Genomic DNA, 17162 nt, shown 5'->3' with positions numbered 1-17162 from the left:
GGTCACGCTAGGGTAAGGGCCATGACACAGGGCTGGGCGGTCCGCGAGGACCACGACCGCGCCGACGCCAAGCGCCACGGCGAGCTGCTCGACGCAGCGCGCGAGGCGTTCGAGGAGCTCGGCTACGGCGCCACGACGATCGCTGAGATCACGCGCCGCGCGGGCGTCAGCCGAGCCACCTTCTACGTCTACTTCGCCTCGAAGGAGCAGGTCTTCGCGGTGCTCGCCGAGCAGGTCCGCGACCGCTTCCTGCGCGCGCAGGACCTCTCCGACCTCGACCGCGACGACGTCGACGGCGTCCTGCGCCGCACGATCGAGACCACGCTCGAGGCCACCGTCGAGAACCTCGCGCTGATGACGGTGCTCAACCACCAGGCCGTGGCCGACCCCGAGCTGCGCGCCCTGTGGAGCCAGATCCAGGGCGAGGCCGTGCACCGCACCGCCGTCTACGTCGGCCAGCACGCCAAGTCGGGTCGGGTGAATCCCGTCGCCGACCCCGAGGCGCTCGGCCTCATGGGCGCCGGCATGAACGACCGCTATGCGCCCCTCGTCGTCGCCGGCGAGACCACCGTGGCCGCCGCGGTCGAGGAGATGCACCGCATCTGGATGGCCTGCCTCGGCCGCTGAGTCCACAGGCGGCCACGACCCTCTGGCGTGGCGATCGGCAAGCCGCCACCATGTGCGGATGCCCACCACCATGCACGCGCTCGGAGTGGTCCTTCTTGCGCTCCTCCCCGGCGCGCTCCACTCATGGGCCTTCGAGCGGATCGTGGGCCGGTGGGGCTCGGGGGCCAGCGATCGCCTGTTCCGGTTCGTCGGCGGCTCTGCAGTCCTTCACGCCCTCTTCGCCCCGGCTACCTGGTGGCTGTGGTCGACCCACCTTCCGCTGGCTCGGGACGACCCGCCGTCCTGGTGGGCCTGGCCGGCCGTCCTGATCTACGTCGCCGTCCCGCTGATGGCGGGAACTGCCGTCGGTTGGGGGACGCGGTCGCGCCAGCGTTGGGCGCTCGCGATCACCGGGCCGGACCCTGCCCCTCGAGCCTGGGACCATCTCTTCCAGGGCCCGCGGAACGGATGGGTCACACTGAGGCTGAAGTCCGGCACGTGGGTGGGCGGTGCGTATGCCAGCAGTGGGGAGCTCAAGTCGTACGTCTCCGGATATCCCGAGCCGGAGGACCTCTTCCTTGCTGCAGCCGCTGAGCTCGACCCGGTCACCGGTGAGTTCGAGTTGGGCGCCTCGGCTCGACCGATCCTCGGTCGCGGACTGCTCGTGCGCTTCCAGGAGGTCGAGTACCTTGAGTTCATCGATGCCTGAGGGGGCGTGACCGTGATGAAGAAGAGCTCCGATTCCGCAGCACGGCGCGTCAGCAGGAGCCGACCGAAGCGTGGAGGCTACGAGTCCTCCAAGGATGTCTCGGACCTGAGGCCTCCGCCACCAGGTCCGGCGCTCGGTGGTGCGGTTCGGCCCTGGCCGCCCCGGTCCGCCTGAGCTGCGCGCCTTCCCGAGTCAGGAGGGGCGCGAGGTGCCGAGCCGGTGGCTCGACGGCAGCGACCAGGGCAGGGCCGCGTGCTCGGCCAGGAGGGCGTCGATGCGCTCGGCGACCTCGGGGGCGAACTCGGTCGCGCGCCGGGTCGTGAGGTCGACGTAGGCCTCGACGAACTCCAGGGTGCTGGCGATCTCGCCGGTGGTGCGGTTGGCCACGACCGTGACCGCGTGGACCGTCTTGGGGGCGCGCCCCAGGATCCGCAGGTACGCCGACACCTCGTGACCCACGAGGATCTCGTGGTGGAACTGCACGTGGTGGGCGATGCTGAACGAGCTCTGCCCGGTGCGGTCGAGGAAGGCCTGGTCGAGGCCCACCTGGCGTTCCCAGGACTCCTCGGCCGCGTCCATGTGCAGGTCGTAGTGGCCGCGCACGTTCACGTGGCCGTTGAGGTCGCGGTACCGCTCGGGCACCTCGCGCACGAACAGCGGGCCCAGCGCATCGACCTCGGCGAGTGAGGGGAGTGCGCTCACGACGAGACCTTGGCGTTGAGCGCGGCCGCGTCGTCGGCGAGCTCGTTCTTGCGCACCTTGCCCGTCGCGGTCAGCGGCAGCGAGCCGAGCACCTTGACGAGCGGCACCTTGTAGGTGGCCATGTTGCCGCGGGCCCACGTCACGAGCTCCTCGGACGTGACGTCGCTGTCAGCGCGCGGGACGACGAAGGCGACCGGACGCTGGCCGGTGTCGGGATCGTCGGTGGGCACGACCGCGACCGAGTCGACCGCGGGGTGCTGTGCCAGCAGCATCTCGACGTCGGCGGGGAAGACGCTCATGCCGTTGACCTTGATCATCTCCTTGCGACGACCGAGGTAGTGCAGGAAGCCCTGCTCGTCGATGCGGCCGTTGTCGCCGGTGTGGATCCAGCCGTCGACCAGCTGGTCGCGGGTGGCCTCCTCGTTGCGCCAGTAGCCGTCGGTGACCGAGGGGCTGCGGACGATGATCTCGCCGACCTCGCCCAGTGGAACGGGGGTCTGCGTGCCCAGCTCGACGACCGCGATGTCGGTGCCGGGCACGGGGATGCCGCAGAACACCGGCTCGGAGAGCAGGTCGAAGTCGTTCTCGGCGAAGCCGTAGGGCACGCAGTCGATCGTGTGCGTCTCGGTCATGCCGTACGAGGACTCGCGCAGGGTGGAGCCGGGAACGAGCTCGGCCCAGCGGCGGCGCACCTCGGGCGTCATCTTGCGGATGAACGAGACGGCCTGGGGGTCCTCGAGCGAGCTGAGGTCGCGGGTCGTCAGGTCCTGCGTCTCCATCAGCTCGAGGTAGTTCTCGACCGTGCCGGTCATCAGCGTGACCCGCTCGCGCTCGATCGTGTCGACCACCTCGGCCGCGTTCCAGCGGGCCATGAGGATGCTGGTGCCGCCGAGGACGAACGGGATGAGGATGCCCAGGTCCTCGCCGGCGATCCAGAAGATCGGCAGGTAGCACAGCGAGACGTAGCTGCTGTCGGCCGGCATCGCGGTGGCGGTGGCGGCGCTGGCCACGGTGTAGAGCATGTGGCGCTGGCTGTGCTGGCAGCCCTTCGGCATGCCGGTGGTGCCGCCGGTGTAGTTCAGGGCCGCGAGCGAGTCGAGGTCGCCGTCGTCGCCGGCGTACGGCTCGGCCGCGATCGCGGACTCCCAGCCGAACTCGCCCGAGCCGTCGGTCAGCAGGACGGGGATCGCGGGCACGCGGTCGGCGCAGGCCTCGAGCGTGGGGGAGAGTGCCTGGTTCGTGACGACGAGGACGGGCTCGCTGTCGAGCAGCTCGTAGGCGAGCTCGGCGGGCTGGAACATCGGGTTCACCGGCACGTGCACGGCGCCCAGGCGCAGCACGGCGAGGAAGGCGATGACGAACTCGGTGGAGTTGCCGAGGTAGATCGCGACGCGGTCGCCGCGACCGACGCCGTGCTCGGACATCCACGTGGCCACGCGGCGGTGAGCGTCGTCGAGCTCGGCGTACGTGAAGCGGGTGTCACCCAGGGCGAGCGCGACCTGCTCGGGACGCTCGGCGGCCCAGTGCGAGACGTGGGCCGGGATCGTGATCTCGCCGGCGGGGTAGTGCACCTCGGCCGGGATCCCGGCGGGACGGAGGTCGGCCTGGAGCCGGCGGACGGTCTCCACGTACTGGTCGAGGGTCTGCGGGGTCGTCATGGGACGGCTGCCTCCGGGGGATCGAGGGAGACCGCGCGGGAGTGACGGCGGTCTCATTGACGTCGGTGTCAACCGAGTGAAGCGGAGTTTGACGTTCGTGTCAACAGGTCCCCGAAGGGGCAGGGTCAGCGGGGCACGTCGGTCGCGCCGACGAGGGTCATCGCCAGGTCCGCGTACTGGAACCCGATCTCGGCCGGCGTGCGGCGCGAGCCGTGCCGGTACCAGCGCGAGACGTCGATCGCGGCCGAGAAGATCATGATCCGGGCCCACTCGGGATCCGCCACGGTGAACGCACCCTGCGCCACGCCGGTGTTGATGATCTCCAGCAGGTGCTCGTCGACGTTGCGGCGCAGGGTCCAGATGTCGGCGAACTCCGGACCGCGGTGCAGGCGGATCTCGTACTCGATCGAGCGCGAGAGCAGGTTCATCTCGGCGTTCCACATCGCGAACGACGCGATGCCGAGCTTGAGCTGGGTGAGCGGGTCGCTGGCGCGGCGCGCGGGCTCGCTGAAGGAGCCGGTCGAGGCCCGGTGGCCCTCGAGCGCGATGTGGTGGAAGAGCTCCTGCTTGGACTCGAAGTGGATGTAGACCGCGGCGGGGCTCATGCCGGCGCGGTTGGCGATCTCGCGGGTCGACGCGCCGTGGTAGCCGAGGTCGGCGAAGGCCAGCGTGGCACCGCGCAGGATGCGGCGCGAGGCGCCCGTGGCGCGCTCGTCCCAGAACTCCTCGATGCGCCGCTCGGCGCGCTCGCGGTCGATCAGGTAGGCCGGGGACACGGCCTGCTCCCGGCCCTGGCTGGTCGTCTCGGTCACCGTCGCGCTCCATCCTTCGGGAGGCGTGATCCGTCAGGCCTCTTTCCGAATCCCAGCATAAGCGTATGCTTAGTTTCCATCCAAGCCCTGAGGACTGTCGAAAGGTACTTTCATGACCGATGTGCGAGCCGAGCTGACGGCTTCGGTGTTCAAGGTGGAGGTCGCCGTCGGCGATGAGGTCGAGGAGGGTCAGCCCCTGGTGATCCTCGAGTCGATGAAGATGGAGATCCCGGTGATCTCCACGCGCGCCGGTCGCGTCGAAGAACTCCTGTTCTCCGAGGGAGATATCGTCGAGGAGGGCGCCGTCGTGGCGCGCCTGGCCGACTGATCCTGCCGCCTTCCCCTCCTGCCCGAGCCGGTTCGTCCGGCTCGGGCAGTGTCGTTCCGCGATGTGAAACTGAATTCAAGTTACCCATTGCCTTTGTGACGCCGATCACCTACGTTGGCATTCTGCACGACCTAAGCGAGTGCTTAGGTCGCGCGTGAACGAAGGCGGCACGAGCCGCCACCGACGACGTGAGGGGCACCAGTGAGCCACGTGTGGTCCGACGAGATCGACGAGATCTCGCGCCGGAAGCAGCTGGCCGAATTGCTCGGCGGCGAGGACAAGATCCGTCGCCAGCACGAGGCCGGGCGCAGCACCGTGCGCGAGCGGATCACCGATCTGCTCGACGCCGACTCCTTCGAGGAGATCGGCGGCATGGCCGGCTTCGCGACGTACGCCGAGGACGGCTCGACCGTTGCGGTGATGCCCGCGAACTTCCTCTTCGGCCTGGGTGAGATCGACGGCCGGCGCGTCGCGCTCGGCGCCGACGACTTCACGATCCGCGGCGGCGCCGCCGACGCGTCGATCATGGCGAAGCAGGTCGACTCCGAGCGCCTCGCGGGCGCGCTGCGCGTGCCGCTGGTCCGCCTTGTCGAGGGCACGGGCGGCGGTGGCAGCGTCCGGATGATCGAGGACGCCGGCTACACCTACGTGCCCGCGAACCCGGGCTGGGACGCGCTGGTCGACAACCTCTCGCTGGTCCCCATCGTGGCCGCGTGCATGGGCCCCGTCGCGGGCCTGGGCGCCGGCCGTGTGGCGATGAGCCACTTCAGCGTCCTCATCGAGGGCATCTCGCAGATGTTCGTGGCCGGCCCGCCGGTCGTGAAGCACGCCACCGGCGAGAACCTCACCAAGGAGGAGCTCGGCGGCGCCGACGTGCACCGCCGCAGCGGCGCGATCGACCGGATCGTCCCCGACGAGAAGGCCGCGCTGCAGGCCGTCCGCGACTTCCTGTCCTACCTGCCGTCGAGCGTGCACGGACTGCCGCCGGTCGTCGAGGCCGTCGCCCCCGCGACAGGCGCCGAGGGCCTGGCCGACGTCGTGCCGCGCAACCGTCGCCAGCCCTACCGCCTGCGCACGATCCTCGACGCGATCTTCGACGGCGGCTCGAACTTCGAGTACGCCGGCTACGGCGCCTCGGTCTACACGGGCCTGGCCCGGCTCGACGGACACCCGGTCGGCGTCGTCGCCACCGACCCGTACAAGGGCGCCACCATGACGCCCAACGGCGCCGACGCGCTGACCCGCCTGATCGACCTGTGCGAGACGTTCCACCTGCCGATCGTCAGCCTCACCGACCAGGCCGGCATGATGATCGGCCTGCAGGCCGAGAAGTCGGCCTCGATCCGTCGCGGCGCCCGCGCCGTGGTCGCGGCCTACCAGGCCCGCGTGCCGATGGCCGAGATCATCGTGCGCCGGGTGTTCGGCGTCGGCGGCGCCGGCCAGATCAACCGCCACCGCTTCAACCGCCAGTGGGCCTGGCCCTCGGGTGACTGGGGCTCGCTGCCCGTCGAGGGCGGCGTCGAGGCCGCCTACCGCGCCGATCTCGAGGCCTCGGACGACCCCGAGGCGCTCATGGCCGACATCCACCAGCGACTCGAGGCCGCCCGCTCGCCGTTCCGCACGGCCGAGCGCTACGGCGTCGCCGACCTCATCGACCCGCGCCGCTCGCGCGAGGTGCTCACCCGCTGGGTGCGCGACGCCTACCGCGTGATCCCCGAGCAGGTCGGTCCGCCGTCCTTCGGAACGAGGCCCTGACATGGCTCCGTACCAGTCCGCCGCCGAGCTCGAGTCGCGGCTGGAGTTCGACTTCGCCACGGCCGTGGACGCCCTCGACCACCACGCGGAGCACGACGCCGACCGCCTCGCCGTCCTGTACGGCGAGACCGGCGAGCGCTTCACCTACGCCGAGTTCGCCGAGATCACCGACCACGCCGCCGGCAACCTCGCCGCGCTCGGCGTGCAGCCGGGGGAGCGCGTCAGCATCCTGACGACCCAGCCCCTGGTGTCGGCCGTGCTGATGTACGCGCTGTGGAAGGCCGGTGCCGTCTACGCCCCGGTGAACTTCCAGTACACCGGCGACCTGCTGGCGTACCAGCTCAACGACACCGCGCCCGCCGTGCTGTTCGTCGACCGCGCGATGCACGAGCGCGTCACGTCCCTCGGCGACCGGCTGGGCTGCGCGCCGAAGGTCGTCGTCATCGACGGCCTGCGCGACGGCGAGCTGGGCGAGCTGGTCAAGCCGGCACCACGACCGGCCGTCCACGTCGAGTTCGACGACCCGGCCAACGTCATCTACACGTCGGGCACCACGGGTCCCTCGAAGGGCGTCGTCCAGTCGCACCGCTGGGTCAACCAGTACTGCTGGGTCGGCCGCCGCACGCTGACCCGCGACGACGTCGTCTACAACGACCTGCCGATGTACCACGTCGGCGGCGCGCACTTCAACGTCGTGCGGGCGCTGTGGACCGGTGCCTCGGTGAGCCTGTGGGACCGCTTCAGCCCCAACGACTTCTGGCGCCGCGTCAAGGAGACCGGGTGCACCACCGCGGTGCTGCTGGACGTCATGACGCCGTGGCTGCTCAACGCCGAGCCGCGCGACGACGACCGTCGCAACCCGCTCAACAAGGTGCACATGCAGCCGCTGCCGGCCAACCATCACGACTTCGCGCTGCGATTCGGCATCGACTTCGTGACGTCCGGGTTCGGGCAGTCCGAGTCGGGCAACCCGCTCGTGACCCTGACCGAGCAGACCGGCCCGGGGGAGGGCACCCCGGACGACCTCTACCGGGGGCTGACGCACGCCGAGCTGCGGCAGGTGTTCGAGGACGACGGCCTGCTCGTCCTGCAGGGCACCGACCCGATGCCGAAGGGGATCATGGGCAAGCCCACCCCCTTCCTCGAGGTCGCGATCCTCGACGAGCGCGACCGCATCTGCGCCGACGGCGTGGTCGGCCAGCTGGCGATGCGTCCGCGGCTGCCCTCGCTCATCCACGAGGAGTACCTCGCCAAGCCCGAGGCGACCGTCAAGGCCTGGCGGAACCTGTGGTTCCACACCGGCGACGCGGCCGTGCGCGACCAGGACGGCGTCTTCACGTACATCGACCGCATGGGCGACCGCATCCGCGTCCGCGGCGAGAACATCTCGGGATTCCACATCGAGGAGATGCTCGTGAAGCACCCCTCGCTCGCCCTGGCCGCGGTCATCGCCGTGCCCAGCGGCGAGGGCGAGGAGGACGACGTCGTCGCCTTCGTGGAGGTGGCCGAAGGCCACACGTTCGATCGCGCCGCGATCGAGCAGCACTGTCTCGACACGATGCCGAAGTTCATGCGGCCGCGTGACGTGATCCCGGTGGAACAGATCCCCCGGACCCCCACCAACAAGATCGAGAAGTACAAGCTGCGCAAGCAGTGGACGGAAGGACAGGCATCATGAAGATTCGATCCCTCGGAGGAGCCGTCGTCGCGACGCTGCTCCTCTCCTTCGTCGCCGCCTGCGGTGGCGGAGGCGACGACTCCGGCGACTCCGACCGCGCGCTGCGCGTGGCCGCGGTGTCCGACGCGTCGTCGCTCGACCCGATCCGCGGCAACGCGGGCACGGACCACGTGCTGATCTACCCCCTGTACGACACGCTCATCTCGTACGACAAGGGCCTCGAGGCCCAGCCCGGCCTGGCCGAGTCGTGGGAGCAGAAGTCCCCGACCGAGCTCACGCTGAAGCTGCGCGAGGGCGTCACGTTCCACGACGGCGAGCCGTTCAACGCCGAGGCCGTCGTCTACAACTTCGAGCGCGCGAAGGGCGAGGGCTCCAACATCCAGGCCGACCTCGCCTCGGTCGACTCGGTCACCGCGGACGACGAGTACACGGTCACCTACAAGCTCAACGGCCCCGACGCCTCGCTGCTGCTCGTGCTGGCCGACCGCGCCGGCATGATGGTCTCGCCCAAGGCGGCCGAGGCCGCCGGTGGCGACCTCAGCACCAAGCCCGTCGGTGCCGGCGGCTGGGAGTTCGTCGAGTGGAAGCGCGGCTCCGTCATCAAGGTGAAGCGCTACGAGGACTACTGGGACAAGGACGCCGAGCGCGTCACGGCGATCAACTTCAACATCATGCCGGACCCCAAGACCCGTGTGACCTCGCTGCGCTCGGGCCAGCAGGACGTCGTCATGGACGTCTCGCCCTCGGACGCCGACGGCCTCGAGAAGGCCAACAACGTCGAGGTCAGCGACACCCCGCGCGTCAACGTCAACCAGGTGTACCTGAACCGCGACTCCGAGGAGCTCGGCGACCCGAACGTCCGCAAGGCCCTCTCGCTGGCCATCGACCGTGAGGCCCTCCTCAAGAGCGCCTACTTCGGTCGTGGCTCGGTCGCCAACGGCGCCCTGCCGAGCGACTACTGGGCGGCTCCGCCGGAGTCGGTGAAGTCCGAGTACGACCCGGACGAGGCCAAGAAGCTGCTCGCCGCGGCCGGCAAGACCGACCTGTCGTTCCCGATGATCGTCAACGCCGACTCCGCCACCGTGCGCGTCGCCGAGATCCTCAAGCAGCAGTGGTCCGAGGTCGGCGTCAACGTCGACATCCAGCCGCTCGAGGTCGTTCAGGGCACGAGCGACTACTTCAACGACCGCAAGACGCCCGCCTACCTGTCGCAGTGGACGGGTCGCCCCGACCCGGCCATGACGTACCGCCTGCTGTTCTCGGCCGACGGCTACTTCAACACGTCGGACCAGTGGACCCCGGGTCTCGAGGCCGCGCTGGAGAAGGCCGACGAGTCCACCGAGCCCGCCGAGCGCAAGCCCGGCCTCGACGAGGCCGCCGAGGCGGTCTTCGCCGACACGTCGTTCTTCCCGCTCGTGTTCGGCAACTCCATCGTCGGTCTGAGCGACGACGTCAAGGGCTTCGAGGGCAACCTGCTCGGCAAGCCGAAGTTCATCGGGGTCACCCTCGGCTGAGCCGAGGACATCAAGGAGGTGACGGTCATGCCCTTGCTCGAGGTCGAAGGACTCCAGGTCCATTTCGGTCGTGACGACATCCGCGTCCAAGCCCTGCACGACGTCGATCTGACGATCGAACAGGGCGAGATCGTGGGACTGGTCGGCGAGAGCGGAAGTGGCAAGACCGTCACCTCCCTGGCCCTGATGGGCCTGCTCGACCCCAAGACCGCCCACATCACGGGGCGGGCGGTCCTGGACGGCAAGCCGCTGTGGGACGAGGACGGGAAGCGGCGCACCCCGCGCAGCGACGTCCCCATGGCGATGGTGTTCCAGGAGCCCATGACGGCGCTGGACCCCGTCTTCACGGTCGGGAGCCAGCTCATGGAGACCCTGCGGATCCGCCGCGGGATGGCCAAGTCGGCCGCCCGGGCCGAGGCGCTCTCGCTGCTCGACGCCGTGGGCATCTCGGACCCCAAGGCGCGCCTGCGCGCCTACCCGCACGAGCTGTCCGGCGGCATGCGCCAGCGCGTGATGATCGCGATCGCGCTGGCGTGCGACCCGAAGCTGCTCATCGCCGACGAGCCCACCACGGCCGTCGACGTCACGATCCAGGCCCAGCTGCTGGACCTGATCAAGTCGCTCGCGAAGGAGCGCGGCATGTCCGTGCTCTTCGTGACGCACGACCTCGGGGTCGTCTCCGAGACGTGCGACCGGATGATCACGATGTACGCCGGCCGGATCGTCGAGCGCGGTCCGGTCGACCAGGTGCTCAAGTCGCCCGGCCACCCCTACACGGCGGGCCTGCTCGCCGCGCTGCCCTCGACGGAGTCGCGCGGCGGGCGCCTGGCCACGATTCCCGGACGTGTCCCTCCGCCCGGGGAGCGTGTCGAGGGCTGCGTGTTCCGGCCGCGGTGCCCGTACGCCCGCGAGGAGTGCACGCAGCCGCAGGAGCTCATTCCCCTGACCGACCTGCGCGAGGTGCGCTGCATCCGTTCCCCCGAGCTCGACTTCGAAGGAGTCGCCTCATGACCACACCACTGCTGTCCCTCGAGGACGTCTCGGTCCGGTTCCCCGTGGGCCGCCGGCGTCACGTCACCGCCGTCGACGGCGTGACGCTGGAGCTGCGGGAGGGCGAGACGCTCGGCCTCATCGGCGAGAGCGGCTCGGGCAAGTCCACCGTGGCGCGCGCCGCGATGGGCCTCGTGCCGATCAGCGGCGGCACGGTCCGCTGGCGTGGCGAGGACGTCTCGACCTACAACGCCAAGCAGCGCCGGGCGTTCTCGGAGTCGGTGCAGATGGTCTTCCAGGACCCGCACAGCGCGCTCGACCCGCGCCGCACGATCCTGCAGAGCGTGCGCGAGCCGATGGACGTCATGGGCCGCGGCGACAAGAAGGACCGCGAGCAGGTCGCCGCCAAGGCCCTCGATGACGTGGGCCTGCCGTCGCAGATGCTCAAGCGCTACCCGCACCAGCTGAGCGGTGGCCAGAAGCAGCGCGCGAACATCGCGCGCGCCCTGGTCACCGATCCCAAGGTGCTCGTGTGCGACGAGTCCGTCGCCGCGCTCGACGTGGCCCTGCAGGCCGAGATCCTCAACCTGCTGCAGGACCTCAAGGCCGAGTACGAGCTCACCGTCCTGTTCATCAGCCACGACCTGTCGGTGGTCAGCTACCTGGCCGACCGCATCAACGTCATGTACCTGGGCAACATCGTCGAGAACGCCTCGACCGAGTCGCTCGTGGGCCAGGCGCTGCACCCCTACAGCGAGGCGCTGCTCTCGGCCCAGCCGCTCGTGCACGACTCGTCGGTCGGGCGCCGCATCACGCTGCAGGGCGACATCCCCAGCCCGCTCAACCCGCCGCCGGGCTGCCGCTTCAACACGCGCTGCCAGTTCGCGCAGGACCGCTGCCGCGAGACCAAGCCCGACCTGCTGCCGGTGCTGCCCGGTCACTCGTCGGCCTGCCTGCGCGTGGACGAGCTCTACGGCGAGCGCATCGGGAAGACGGTGTCGGCATGAGGATCCTGCGCGTGGTGGGCACCTGTCTCCTCTCGGCGATCCCCACCCTCATCCTGGCGACGCTGATCGTCTTCATGCTCCAGCGGCTCATCCCCGGTGACCCCGCCGTGGCGATCGCGGGCGAGTACGCGACCCCCGAGAACCTCGAGCGCATCCGCCAGGACCTCGGCCTCGACCAGTCGCTCATCACGCAGTACCTGACGTGGATCGGCGGCGCCTTCACCGGCGACCTCGGCACCTCGTACCAGACGGGCGAGTCGATCTCGGCACTCGTGATGCAGCGACTGCCGCTGACCCTGATCCTCACGACGATGGCGCTCTTCGTGGCCGTCGCGGTCGGCCTGCCGTCGGGCGTCTGGGCCGCGCAGAAGGTCGACACGACCTTCGACCGCTTCCTCACCACTGGCGCCACGTTCGGCATCGCGATCCCGAACTTCTGGCTCGGCATGATGCTCATCATCGTCTTCGCGCTGAACCTGGGGTGGTTCCCCGGCCCGGGCGGCGTGAGTCTGCAGGACGATCCCGCCCAGGCGCTCAAGGGGCTGGTGCTGCCGGCGCTCGCCCTGGGCCTGGTCGGTGGCGCCGAGATCTGTCGCCAGGTGCGCAGCGCGATGGTCGAGAGCCTCTCGACCGACTACGTGCGCACCCACCGCGCGAAGGGCCTGTCCAACCGCAGCATCGTGTGGAAGCACGCGCTGAAGAACTCGAGCCTGCCCTTCGCCACGATCATCGGCCTGCAGGTGTCGCGACTCATCGGTGGCGCCGTCGTCGTCGAGGCCGTGTTCGGCCTGTCCGGCATCGGCTCCCTCGCCGTCGAGGCGACCAACCAGCGTGACTACGGCGTGATTCAGGCGGTCGTCTTCGTCGCCGCCGTGATCGTCCTGTTGACGAACCTCATCGTCGACGTCTCGTACCGTCTGCTCGACCCGAGGATCTCCTGATGACCGCTGTCGACACCACCGCCAACCTGGCCGCGGGCAACCCCACGCCCACGCGCCGGGCCCGCAAGGCCGGCCGCCTCTCGGTCGGCGTGAGCTACGCGATCCTGCTGCTCGTCCTGATCGTCGTGCTGTTCGCCAACTTCCTGGCGCCCTACGACCCGAACAAGCAGGACCTCAACGCGATCCTGCTGCCGATGAGCGGCGACCACTGGCTCGGCACCGACGACCTCGGCCGTGACGTGTTCAGCCGGATGCTCTACGGCACCCGCGTCTCGGTGCTGGCGGCGCTCCTCGCCGTCGCGATCTCGGTCGTGATCGGCCTGCCGCTCGGCATCGCCGCCGGCTGGCTCAGCGGAGCCACCGACCTCATCGTCATGCGCGTCGTCGACGCGGTCATGTCCTTCCCGGCGATCGTGCTGGCGATCGGCATCACCGCGACGATGGGGCCCGACATCACCACCGCGATGATCTCGGTCGGCATCGTGATGTCACCGGCGATCCTGCGGCTGGCCAGAGCCCAGACCATGGCGATCCGGTCCGAGACCTACATCGAGGCCGCGAAGTCGTTCGGTGCGCGCGGACTGCGACGCATGGTGCTGCCGCACGTGCTGCCCAACATCATCCAGCCGATCCTCGTCCAGGTCGCGGTGCTCATGGGCTTCGCCCTGATCGCCGAGGCCAGCCTGAGCTTCCTGCAGCTGGGCGTGCAGCCGCCGACCGCCTCGTGGGGCGCCGTGCTGTCGCGTGCCTACACGTTCCTGGACCAGGCGCCGATGCAGATCTTCATCCCCGGCATCGCCATCGCCGCCACGGTGTTCGCGTTCAACATCATCGGCGACGAGATCCAGCGACTCCTCGACCCGAAGCGGAAGTGAGCCCATGTCCGTCGTGTTCATCGCCAACCGCGGCGAGATCGCCGCGCGCATCCTGCGCACGGTCCGCGAGCAGGGCCACCGGGGCGCGGTCGCGTTCCCCGAGGTCGACGCCGACCTGCCCTACGTGGGCGCTGCCGACATCACGGTGGAGCTGTCCGGGCCTCGCGACTTCGGCGACGTCGAGGCGATGGTCGCGGCAGCACGCTCGGCCGGCGCCGAACTGGTGCACCCGGGCTACGGCTTCCTGTCGGAGAACGCGGCGTTCGCCCGAGCCGTGGAGGCCGCTGGCATGGTCTTCGTCGGTCCGTCGCCCGACGTCATCGAGCTGATGGGCGACAAGGCCGGCGCCCGCGCCGCCGCGGTGCGGGCTGGCCTGTCGGTCGCCCCCGGCTCGGACGGCGCGGTCGAGACCGTTGAGGAGGCCCGCGCGGCCGCCGACGCGGCGGGATACCCCGTGATGCTCAAGGCCGTCGCCGGTGGCGGCGGCATCGGCATGGCCGTCGTGCGCGACGCGGATGCCCTCGACGCCGCGTTCGAGACCGTGACGAGCCGCGCCGGGTCCGTGTTCGGCGACCGGCGGGTCATCGTCGAGCGCTACCTCGAGCGCTCGCGCCACATCGAGGTGCAGGTCATGGGCCTGCCCGACGGGCGCGCCGTCGCCCTGTCCGAGCGCGACTGCTCGGTGCAGCGCCGCCACCAGAAGGTGGTCGAGGAGGCGCCCTCCCCGGCGCTCGACGCGGCGTCCCGCGCGAGCCTGCTGGAGCGGGCCGCTGCGCTGACCGAGGCCGTCGGCTACGTCGGCGCCGGCACGATCGAGTTCATCCACGACCTCGACTCGGGCGAGTCCTACTTCCTCGAGATGAACACGCGTCTGCAGGTGGAGCACCCCGTGACCGAGGCGGTCCACGACGTCGACCTCGTGGCCTGGCAGCTGCGCATCGCGGCGGGCGACTCCACGGTGCCGGCGCTCCACGCCGAGCCGCGTGGCCACGCGATCGAGGTGAGGCTGTACGCCGAGGACTCCGAGCGCTTCCTGCCGCGCCCCGGCGCGATCGAGACGTGGGAGATGCCGTCGGGCGAGGGAGTCCGCGTGGACTCCGGCTACGCGCCCGGCACGAAGGTGACACCGTTCTTCGACCCGCTGCTGGCGAAGGTCATCGTCTGGGGTCGCGACCGCGACGAGGCGCTCGCGCGGGCCCGCGACGCGATGGACCGCACGACGATCGTCGGGCCGGGCTCGAACGTGGAGTTCCTGCGCCGGGTCCTGGCCGAGCCGGAGTTCGTCGAGGCGACGCACGACACCGGCATCGTCAGCCGGATGACCTCGGCCGCCGTGCGCTGAGTCTCGATCGGCACCGTCAGCCGCGGACGGACAGGACGCGGAAGCCCTTGCTGCTGGCGACGCGCTCGGTGGGATGACCGTGCTCGGTGAGCCAGCGCTGGAGCGAGTCGGCGCCGAGGTTCCTGCCGACGACGAGGCGCGCCTCGCCGCCGGGGCGCAGCCGCGGCAGCCACGTGAGCAGCAGCTCGTGCAGGGCCTCCTTGCCGATGCGGATCGGCGGGTTCGACCAGATCGCGTCGAACGTGAGGTCGGCCGGCACGTCCTCGGGCAGGGCCGGGTGCACCTCGAGGCCGCGCGCGTTCTCGGCCGTGAGCGCGAGCGCCCGCTCGTTCACGTCGACGGCCCACACGGTGCTGCCCTCGGCCGCCAGCGAGCACGCGATCGGGCCCCAGCCGCAGCCGAGGTCGAGCACCGTGGAGCCCGTCGGCGGCGGATCGCTCTCGGCCAGCAGGATCGCGGTGGCCTTGTCGAGGGAGTCGCCCGAGAAGACGCCCGTGGAGGTCACGAAGTCACGGCGGCGACCCCAGACCTCGACCGAGATCGTCCGCCGCTCGTCGTCGGTGACGGGCGCGCGGTCGAAGTAATGGGTCACTCCTGATCCTCCTGCTCGGCGAGCCAGGCCTTCAGGACCGTGGGCTTCGCGGTGGCCCGCCACGCCTCGGTGAGCAGCTCGCGCAGCTCGGCCGGGTCGGCCTCGCCGGGGCGCACCAGCACGGCGTTCGTGTCGAACTTCCGGAAGTGCTCGATCGTGAAGTAGGGCGTGGACTCGTCCTCGACCAGCGCCTCGAGCTCGTCGCGATCGACCTTGAACGCCAGGGCGCCGGGGGAGTCGTCGCGGTCGCGCCACCACGCCACCAGCGTGCCGCCGGTCTTCACCCCGGGCATGCCCCACGAGAGGCTCGCCTCGGTGTCGGGGAACTCCAGCAGGAACGCCTCGACCTCGTCCCAGTCCATGGGGCCACGGTACGCCCGCGGGCGGACAGGGGAAGGTCGGGTGAGCGAGGGCATTCAGTCGGGCAGGCGGTCGAGGAAGGCGGCCTGGGCGGCGACGACAAGCTCGGCGGCCTCGTCGAGGCCGAACCACTGGACGCGGTCGAGCTCGGGGAACGCCTGCATCGTGCCGGAGCCGGGCGGCCACTCGAGGTCGAACGTCCCGGGCGCGACCGTCGCGGGGTCGAGGTCGGCCTCGACGGCCCACACGAGGACGTCCTTGCGGGACTGCCGCACGCTGCCGAGGTCCGTCCAAGGACCCTCGGGCACGGGGACGCCGAGCTCCTCGAGGAACTCGCGTCGGGCGGCCTCCTCGGGCGACTCGCCCTCCTCGAGGACGCCCTTCGGGATCGACCAGGCACGCTCGTGGCGCTTCGCCCAGAACGGCCCGCCGAGGTGTCCGAGCAGGACCTCGCGGCGGCCGTCGCGCACCCGGTGCAGCAGCACGCCGGCGCTGGTCAGGCGGGCCATCACTCGTCCCGGCGGCGGCGCGACTCCTCGACGCGGGCCGCGAGCTGGTCGTCGGCGGGGTAGACGACCTCCTCCAGCACCAGGCCGTGGGCCGGCATGACCTTGACGCGCGGGTCGCGCTCCTGCGCGGCGAGGATCTCGGCCGCGAACTCGGGCGCGTACCGGCGCTCGCCGACGGCCACGAGGCAGCCCATGAGCGAGCGCACCATCGAGTGGCAGAAGGCGTCGGCGCGCACCGTGGTGGCGATCGTCTCGCCGCCGCGGACGGTGCGCAGCGTGAGCAGGTTGCGGATCGTCGTGGCGCCCTCGCGCTGCTTGCAGAACGAGGCGAAGTCGTGCTCGCCGAGCAGGTGCTGGGCGGCCTGGTTCATGAGGTCGACGTCGAGCGGGCGCGGTGCCGCGGCGACCATGCGCCGCTGCATCGGGTCGGGCCCGGCGGGGTGGTCGGTCATCCGGTAGACGTAGCGGCGCTCGATCGCCGCGAACCGGGCGTCGAAGTGCTCGGGCGCCTCGGTGACGCGCAGGATGCGGATGTCGTCGGGCACGATGCGGCGCAGCCGCCGCTCGAGGACGCCCGGGTGGCTGTCGACGTCGACGTGGGCCACCTGGCCGCGCGCGTGGACGCCGGCGTCGGTGCGACCCGCGACGGTCAGCCGCGGCGGCTCGGGCAGCCGCAGGACCGTGCCGAGCGCGGACTCGAGCTCGCCCTGCACCGTGCGCAGCCCCGGCTGGGTCGCCCAGCCCCTGAACTCGGTTCCGTCGTAGGCCAGGTCGATCCGCATGC

General features: G+C 70.6%; 18 protein-coding genes. 11 read left to right on the top strand and 7 right to left on the bottom strand.

Annotated features, from left to right (window positions below; translation table 11 throughout):
• Positions 1–21 precede the first annotated feature (21 nt).
• Positions 22–627 carry a TetR/AcrR family transcriptional regulator gene (locus O3S82_RS14060; RefSeq protein ID WP_269303656.1) on the top strand — a complete coding sequence of 202 codons (606 nt, stop codon included), beginning with the start codon at positions 22–24 and terminating at the stop codon, positions 625–627.
• Between the two features lie 58 nt (positions 628–685).
• A complete protein-coding gene (locus O3S82_RS14055) occupies positions 686–1315 on the top strand; it encodes a DUF6338 family protein (RefSeq protein WP_269303654.1) in 630 nt (209 codons plus the stop codon).
• A 192-nt stretch (positions 1316–1507) separates the two neighbouring features.
• Here O3S82_RS14055 and O3S82_RS14050 read toward each other — a convergent pair whose 3' ends face one another.
• The 3 genes from O3S82_RS14050 to O3S82_RS14040 all read right to left on the bottom strand — a co-directional run bounded on the left by O3S82_RS14050 (position 1508) and on the right by O3S82_RS14040 (position 4487).
• Entirely contained in the window at positions 1508–2017 is a 510-nt protein-coding gene (locus tag O3S82_RS14050; protein WP_269303652.1) for an acyl-CoA thioesterase, read from the bottom strand.
• Positions 2014–3675: an AMP-binding protein gene (locus tag O3S82_RS14045; protein ID WP_269303650.1), complete on the bottom strand. Its 1662-nt coding sequence runs from the start codon at positions 3673–3675 to the stop codon at positions 2014–2016. The genes O3S82_RS14050 and O3S82_RS14045 overlap by 4 nt, the downstream gene beginning before the upstream one ends.
• Before the next feature lie 125 nt (positions 3676–3800).
• The gene (locus O3S82_RS14040; protein ID WP_269303647.1) at positions 3801–4487 is read right to left on the bottom strand and encodes a TetR/AcrR family transcriptional regulator; all 687 of its coding nucleotides are present in this window, start codon (positions 4485–4487) and stop codon (positions 3801–3803) included.
• A gap of 112 nt (positions 4488–4599) precedes the next feature.
• Between O3S82_RS14040 and O3S82_RS14035 the strand changes: the two genes are divergently transcribed.
• The 9 genes from O3S82_RS14035 to O3S82_RS13995 all read left to right on the top strand — a co-directional run bounded on the left by O3S82_RS14035 (position 4600) and on the right by O3S82_RS13995 (position 14917).
• Positions 4600–4815, top strand: a complete 216-nt coding sequence (locus O3S82_RS14035; RefSeq protein ID WP_179422876.1) for a biotin/lipoyl-binding carrier protein — start codon at positions 4600–4602, stop codon at positions 4813–4815.
• A gap of 201 nt (positions 4816–5016) precedes the next feature.
• A complete protein-coding gene (locus O3S82_RS14030) occupies positions 5017–6570 on the top strand; it encodes an acyl-CoA carboxylase subunit beta (protein ID WP_269303644.1) in 1554 nt (517 codons plus the stop codon).
• A gap of 1 nt (position 6571) precedes the next feature.
• Positions 6572–8248, top strand: coding sequence for a class I adenylate-forming enzyme family protein (locus O3S82_RS14025; RefSeq protein WP_179422880.1), 1677 nt, complete (start codon positions 6572–6574; stop codon positions 8246–8248).
• Positions 8245–9762, top strand: a complete 1518-nt coding sequence (locus O3S82_RS14020; RefSeq protein WP_269303641.1) for an ABC transporter substrate-binding protein — start codon at positions 8245–8247, stop codon at positions 9760–9762. The genes O3S82_RS14025 and O3S82_RS14020 overlap by 4 nt, the downstream gene beginning before the upstream one ends.
• Before the next feature lie 27 nt (positions 9763–9789).
• The gene (locus tag O3S82_RS14015; RefSeq protein ID WP_179422884.1) at positions 9790–10773 is read left to right on the top strand and encodes an ABC transporter ATP-binding protein; all 984 of its coding nucleotides are present in this window, start codon (positions 9790–9792) and stop codon (positions 10771–10773) included.
• Positions 10770–11759 (top strand): ABC transporter ATP-binding protein, encoded by a 990-nt coding sequence (locus O3S82_RS14010; protein ID WP_179422886.1) that lies wholly within the window; start codon positions 10770–10772, stop codon positions 11757–11759. The genes O3S82_RS14015 and O3S82_RS14010 overlap by 4 nt, the downstream gene beginning before the upstream one ends.
• The gene (locus tag O3S82_RS14005; protein WP_179422888.1) at positions 11756–12700 is read left to right on the top strand and encodes an ABC transporter permease; all 945 of its coding nucleotides are present in this window, start codon (positions 11756–11758) and stop codon (positions 12698–12700) included. Before O3S82_RS14010 ends, O3S82_RS14005 begins: the two co-directional genes overlap by 4 nt.
• A complete protein-coding gene (locus O3S82_RS14000) occupies positions 12700–13575 on the top strand; it encodes an ABC transporter permease (RefSeq protein ID WP_179422890.1) in 876 nt (291 codons plus the stop codon). Before O3S82_RS14005 ends, O3S82_RS14000 begins: the two co-directional genes overlap by 1 nt.
• A 4-nt stretch (positions 13576–13579) precedes the next feature.
• On the top strand, positions 13580–14917 hold the full coding sequence (locus tag O3S82_RS13995) for an acetyl-CoA carboxylase biotin carboxylase subunit (RefSeq protein ID WP_269303637.1): 1338 nt from the start codon (positions 13580–13582) through the stop codon (positions 14915–14917).
• A gap of 16 nt (positions 14918–14933) precedes the next feature.
• On the opposite strand, the gene O3S82_RS13990 is transcribed toward O3S82_RS13995, so the two are convergent.
• From O3S82_RS13990 to truA, 4 genes are read right to left on the bottom strand one after another with little or no spacing between them, the layout of a single operon-like run.
• Positions 14934–15509, bottom strand: a complete 576-nt coding sequence (locus tag O3S82_RS13990) for a class I SAM-dependent methyltransferase (RefSeq protein ID WP_442864647.1) — start codon at positions 15507–15509, stop codon at positions 14934–14936.
• The gene (locus tag O3S82_RS13985) at positions 15506–15871 is read right to left on the bottom strand and encodes an MmcQ/YjbR family DNA-binding protein (protein ID WP_269303634.1); all 366 of its coding nucleotides are present in this window, start codon (positions 15869–15871) and stop codon (positions 15506–15508) included. Before O3S82_RS13985 ends, O3S82_RS13990 begins: the two co-directional genes overlap by 4 nt.
• A 54-nt stretch (positions 15872–15925) precedes the next feature.
• Positions 15926–16378 carry an NUDIX domain-containing protein gene (locus O3S82_RS13980; protein WP_269303632.1) on the bottom strand — a complete coding sequence of 151 codons (453 nt, stop codon included), beginning with the start codon at positions 16376–16378 and terminating at the stop codon, positions 15926–15928.
• Positions 16378–17160 carry a tRNA pseudouridine(38-40) synthase TruA gene (truA, locus tag O3S82_RS13975; RefSeq protein WP_179427927.1) on the bottom strand — a complete coding sequence of 261 codons (783 nt, stop codon included), beginning with the start codon at positions 17158–17160 and terminating at the stop codon, positions 16378–16380. Before truA ends, O3S82_RS13980 begins: the two co-directional genes overlap by 1 nt.
• Positions 17161–17162: the final 2 nt, after the last annotated feature.

Source organism: Aeromicrobium sp. HA, from assembly GCF_027171405.1.
GTDB classification, from domain to species: Bacteria; Actinomycetota; Actinomycetes; order Propionibacteriales; family Nocardioidaceae; genus Aeromicrobium; species Aeromicrobium tamlense.
This window is presented reverse-complemented; position numbering and strand designations above follow the sequence as displayed.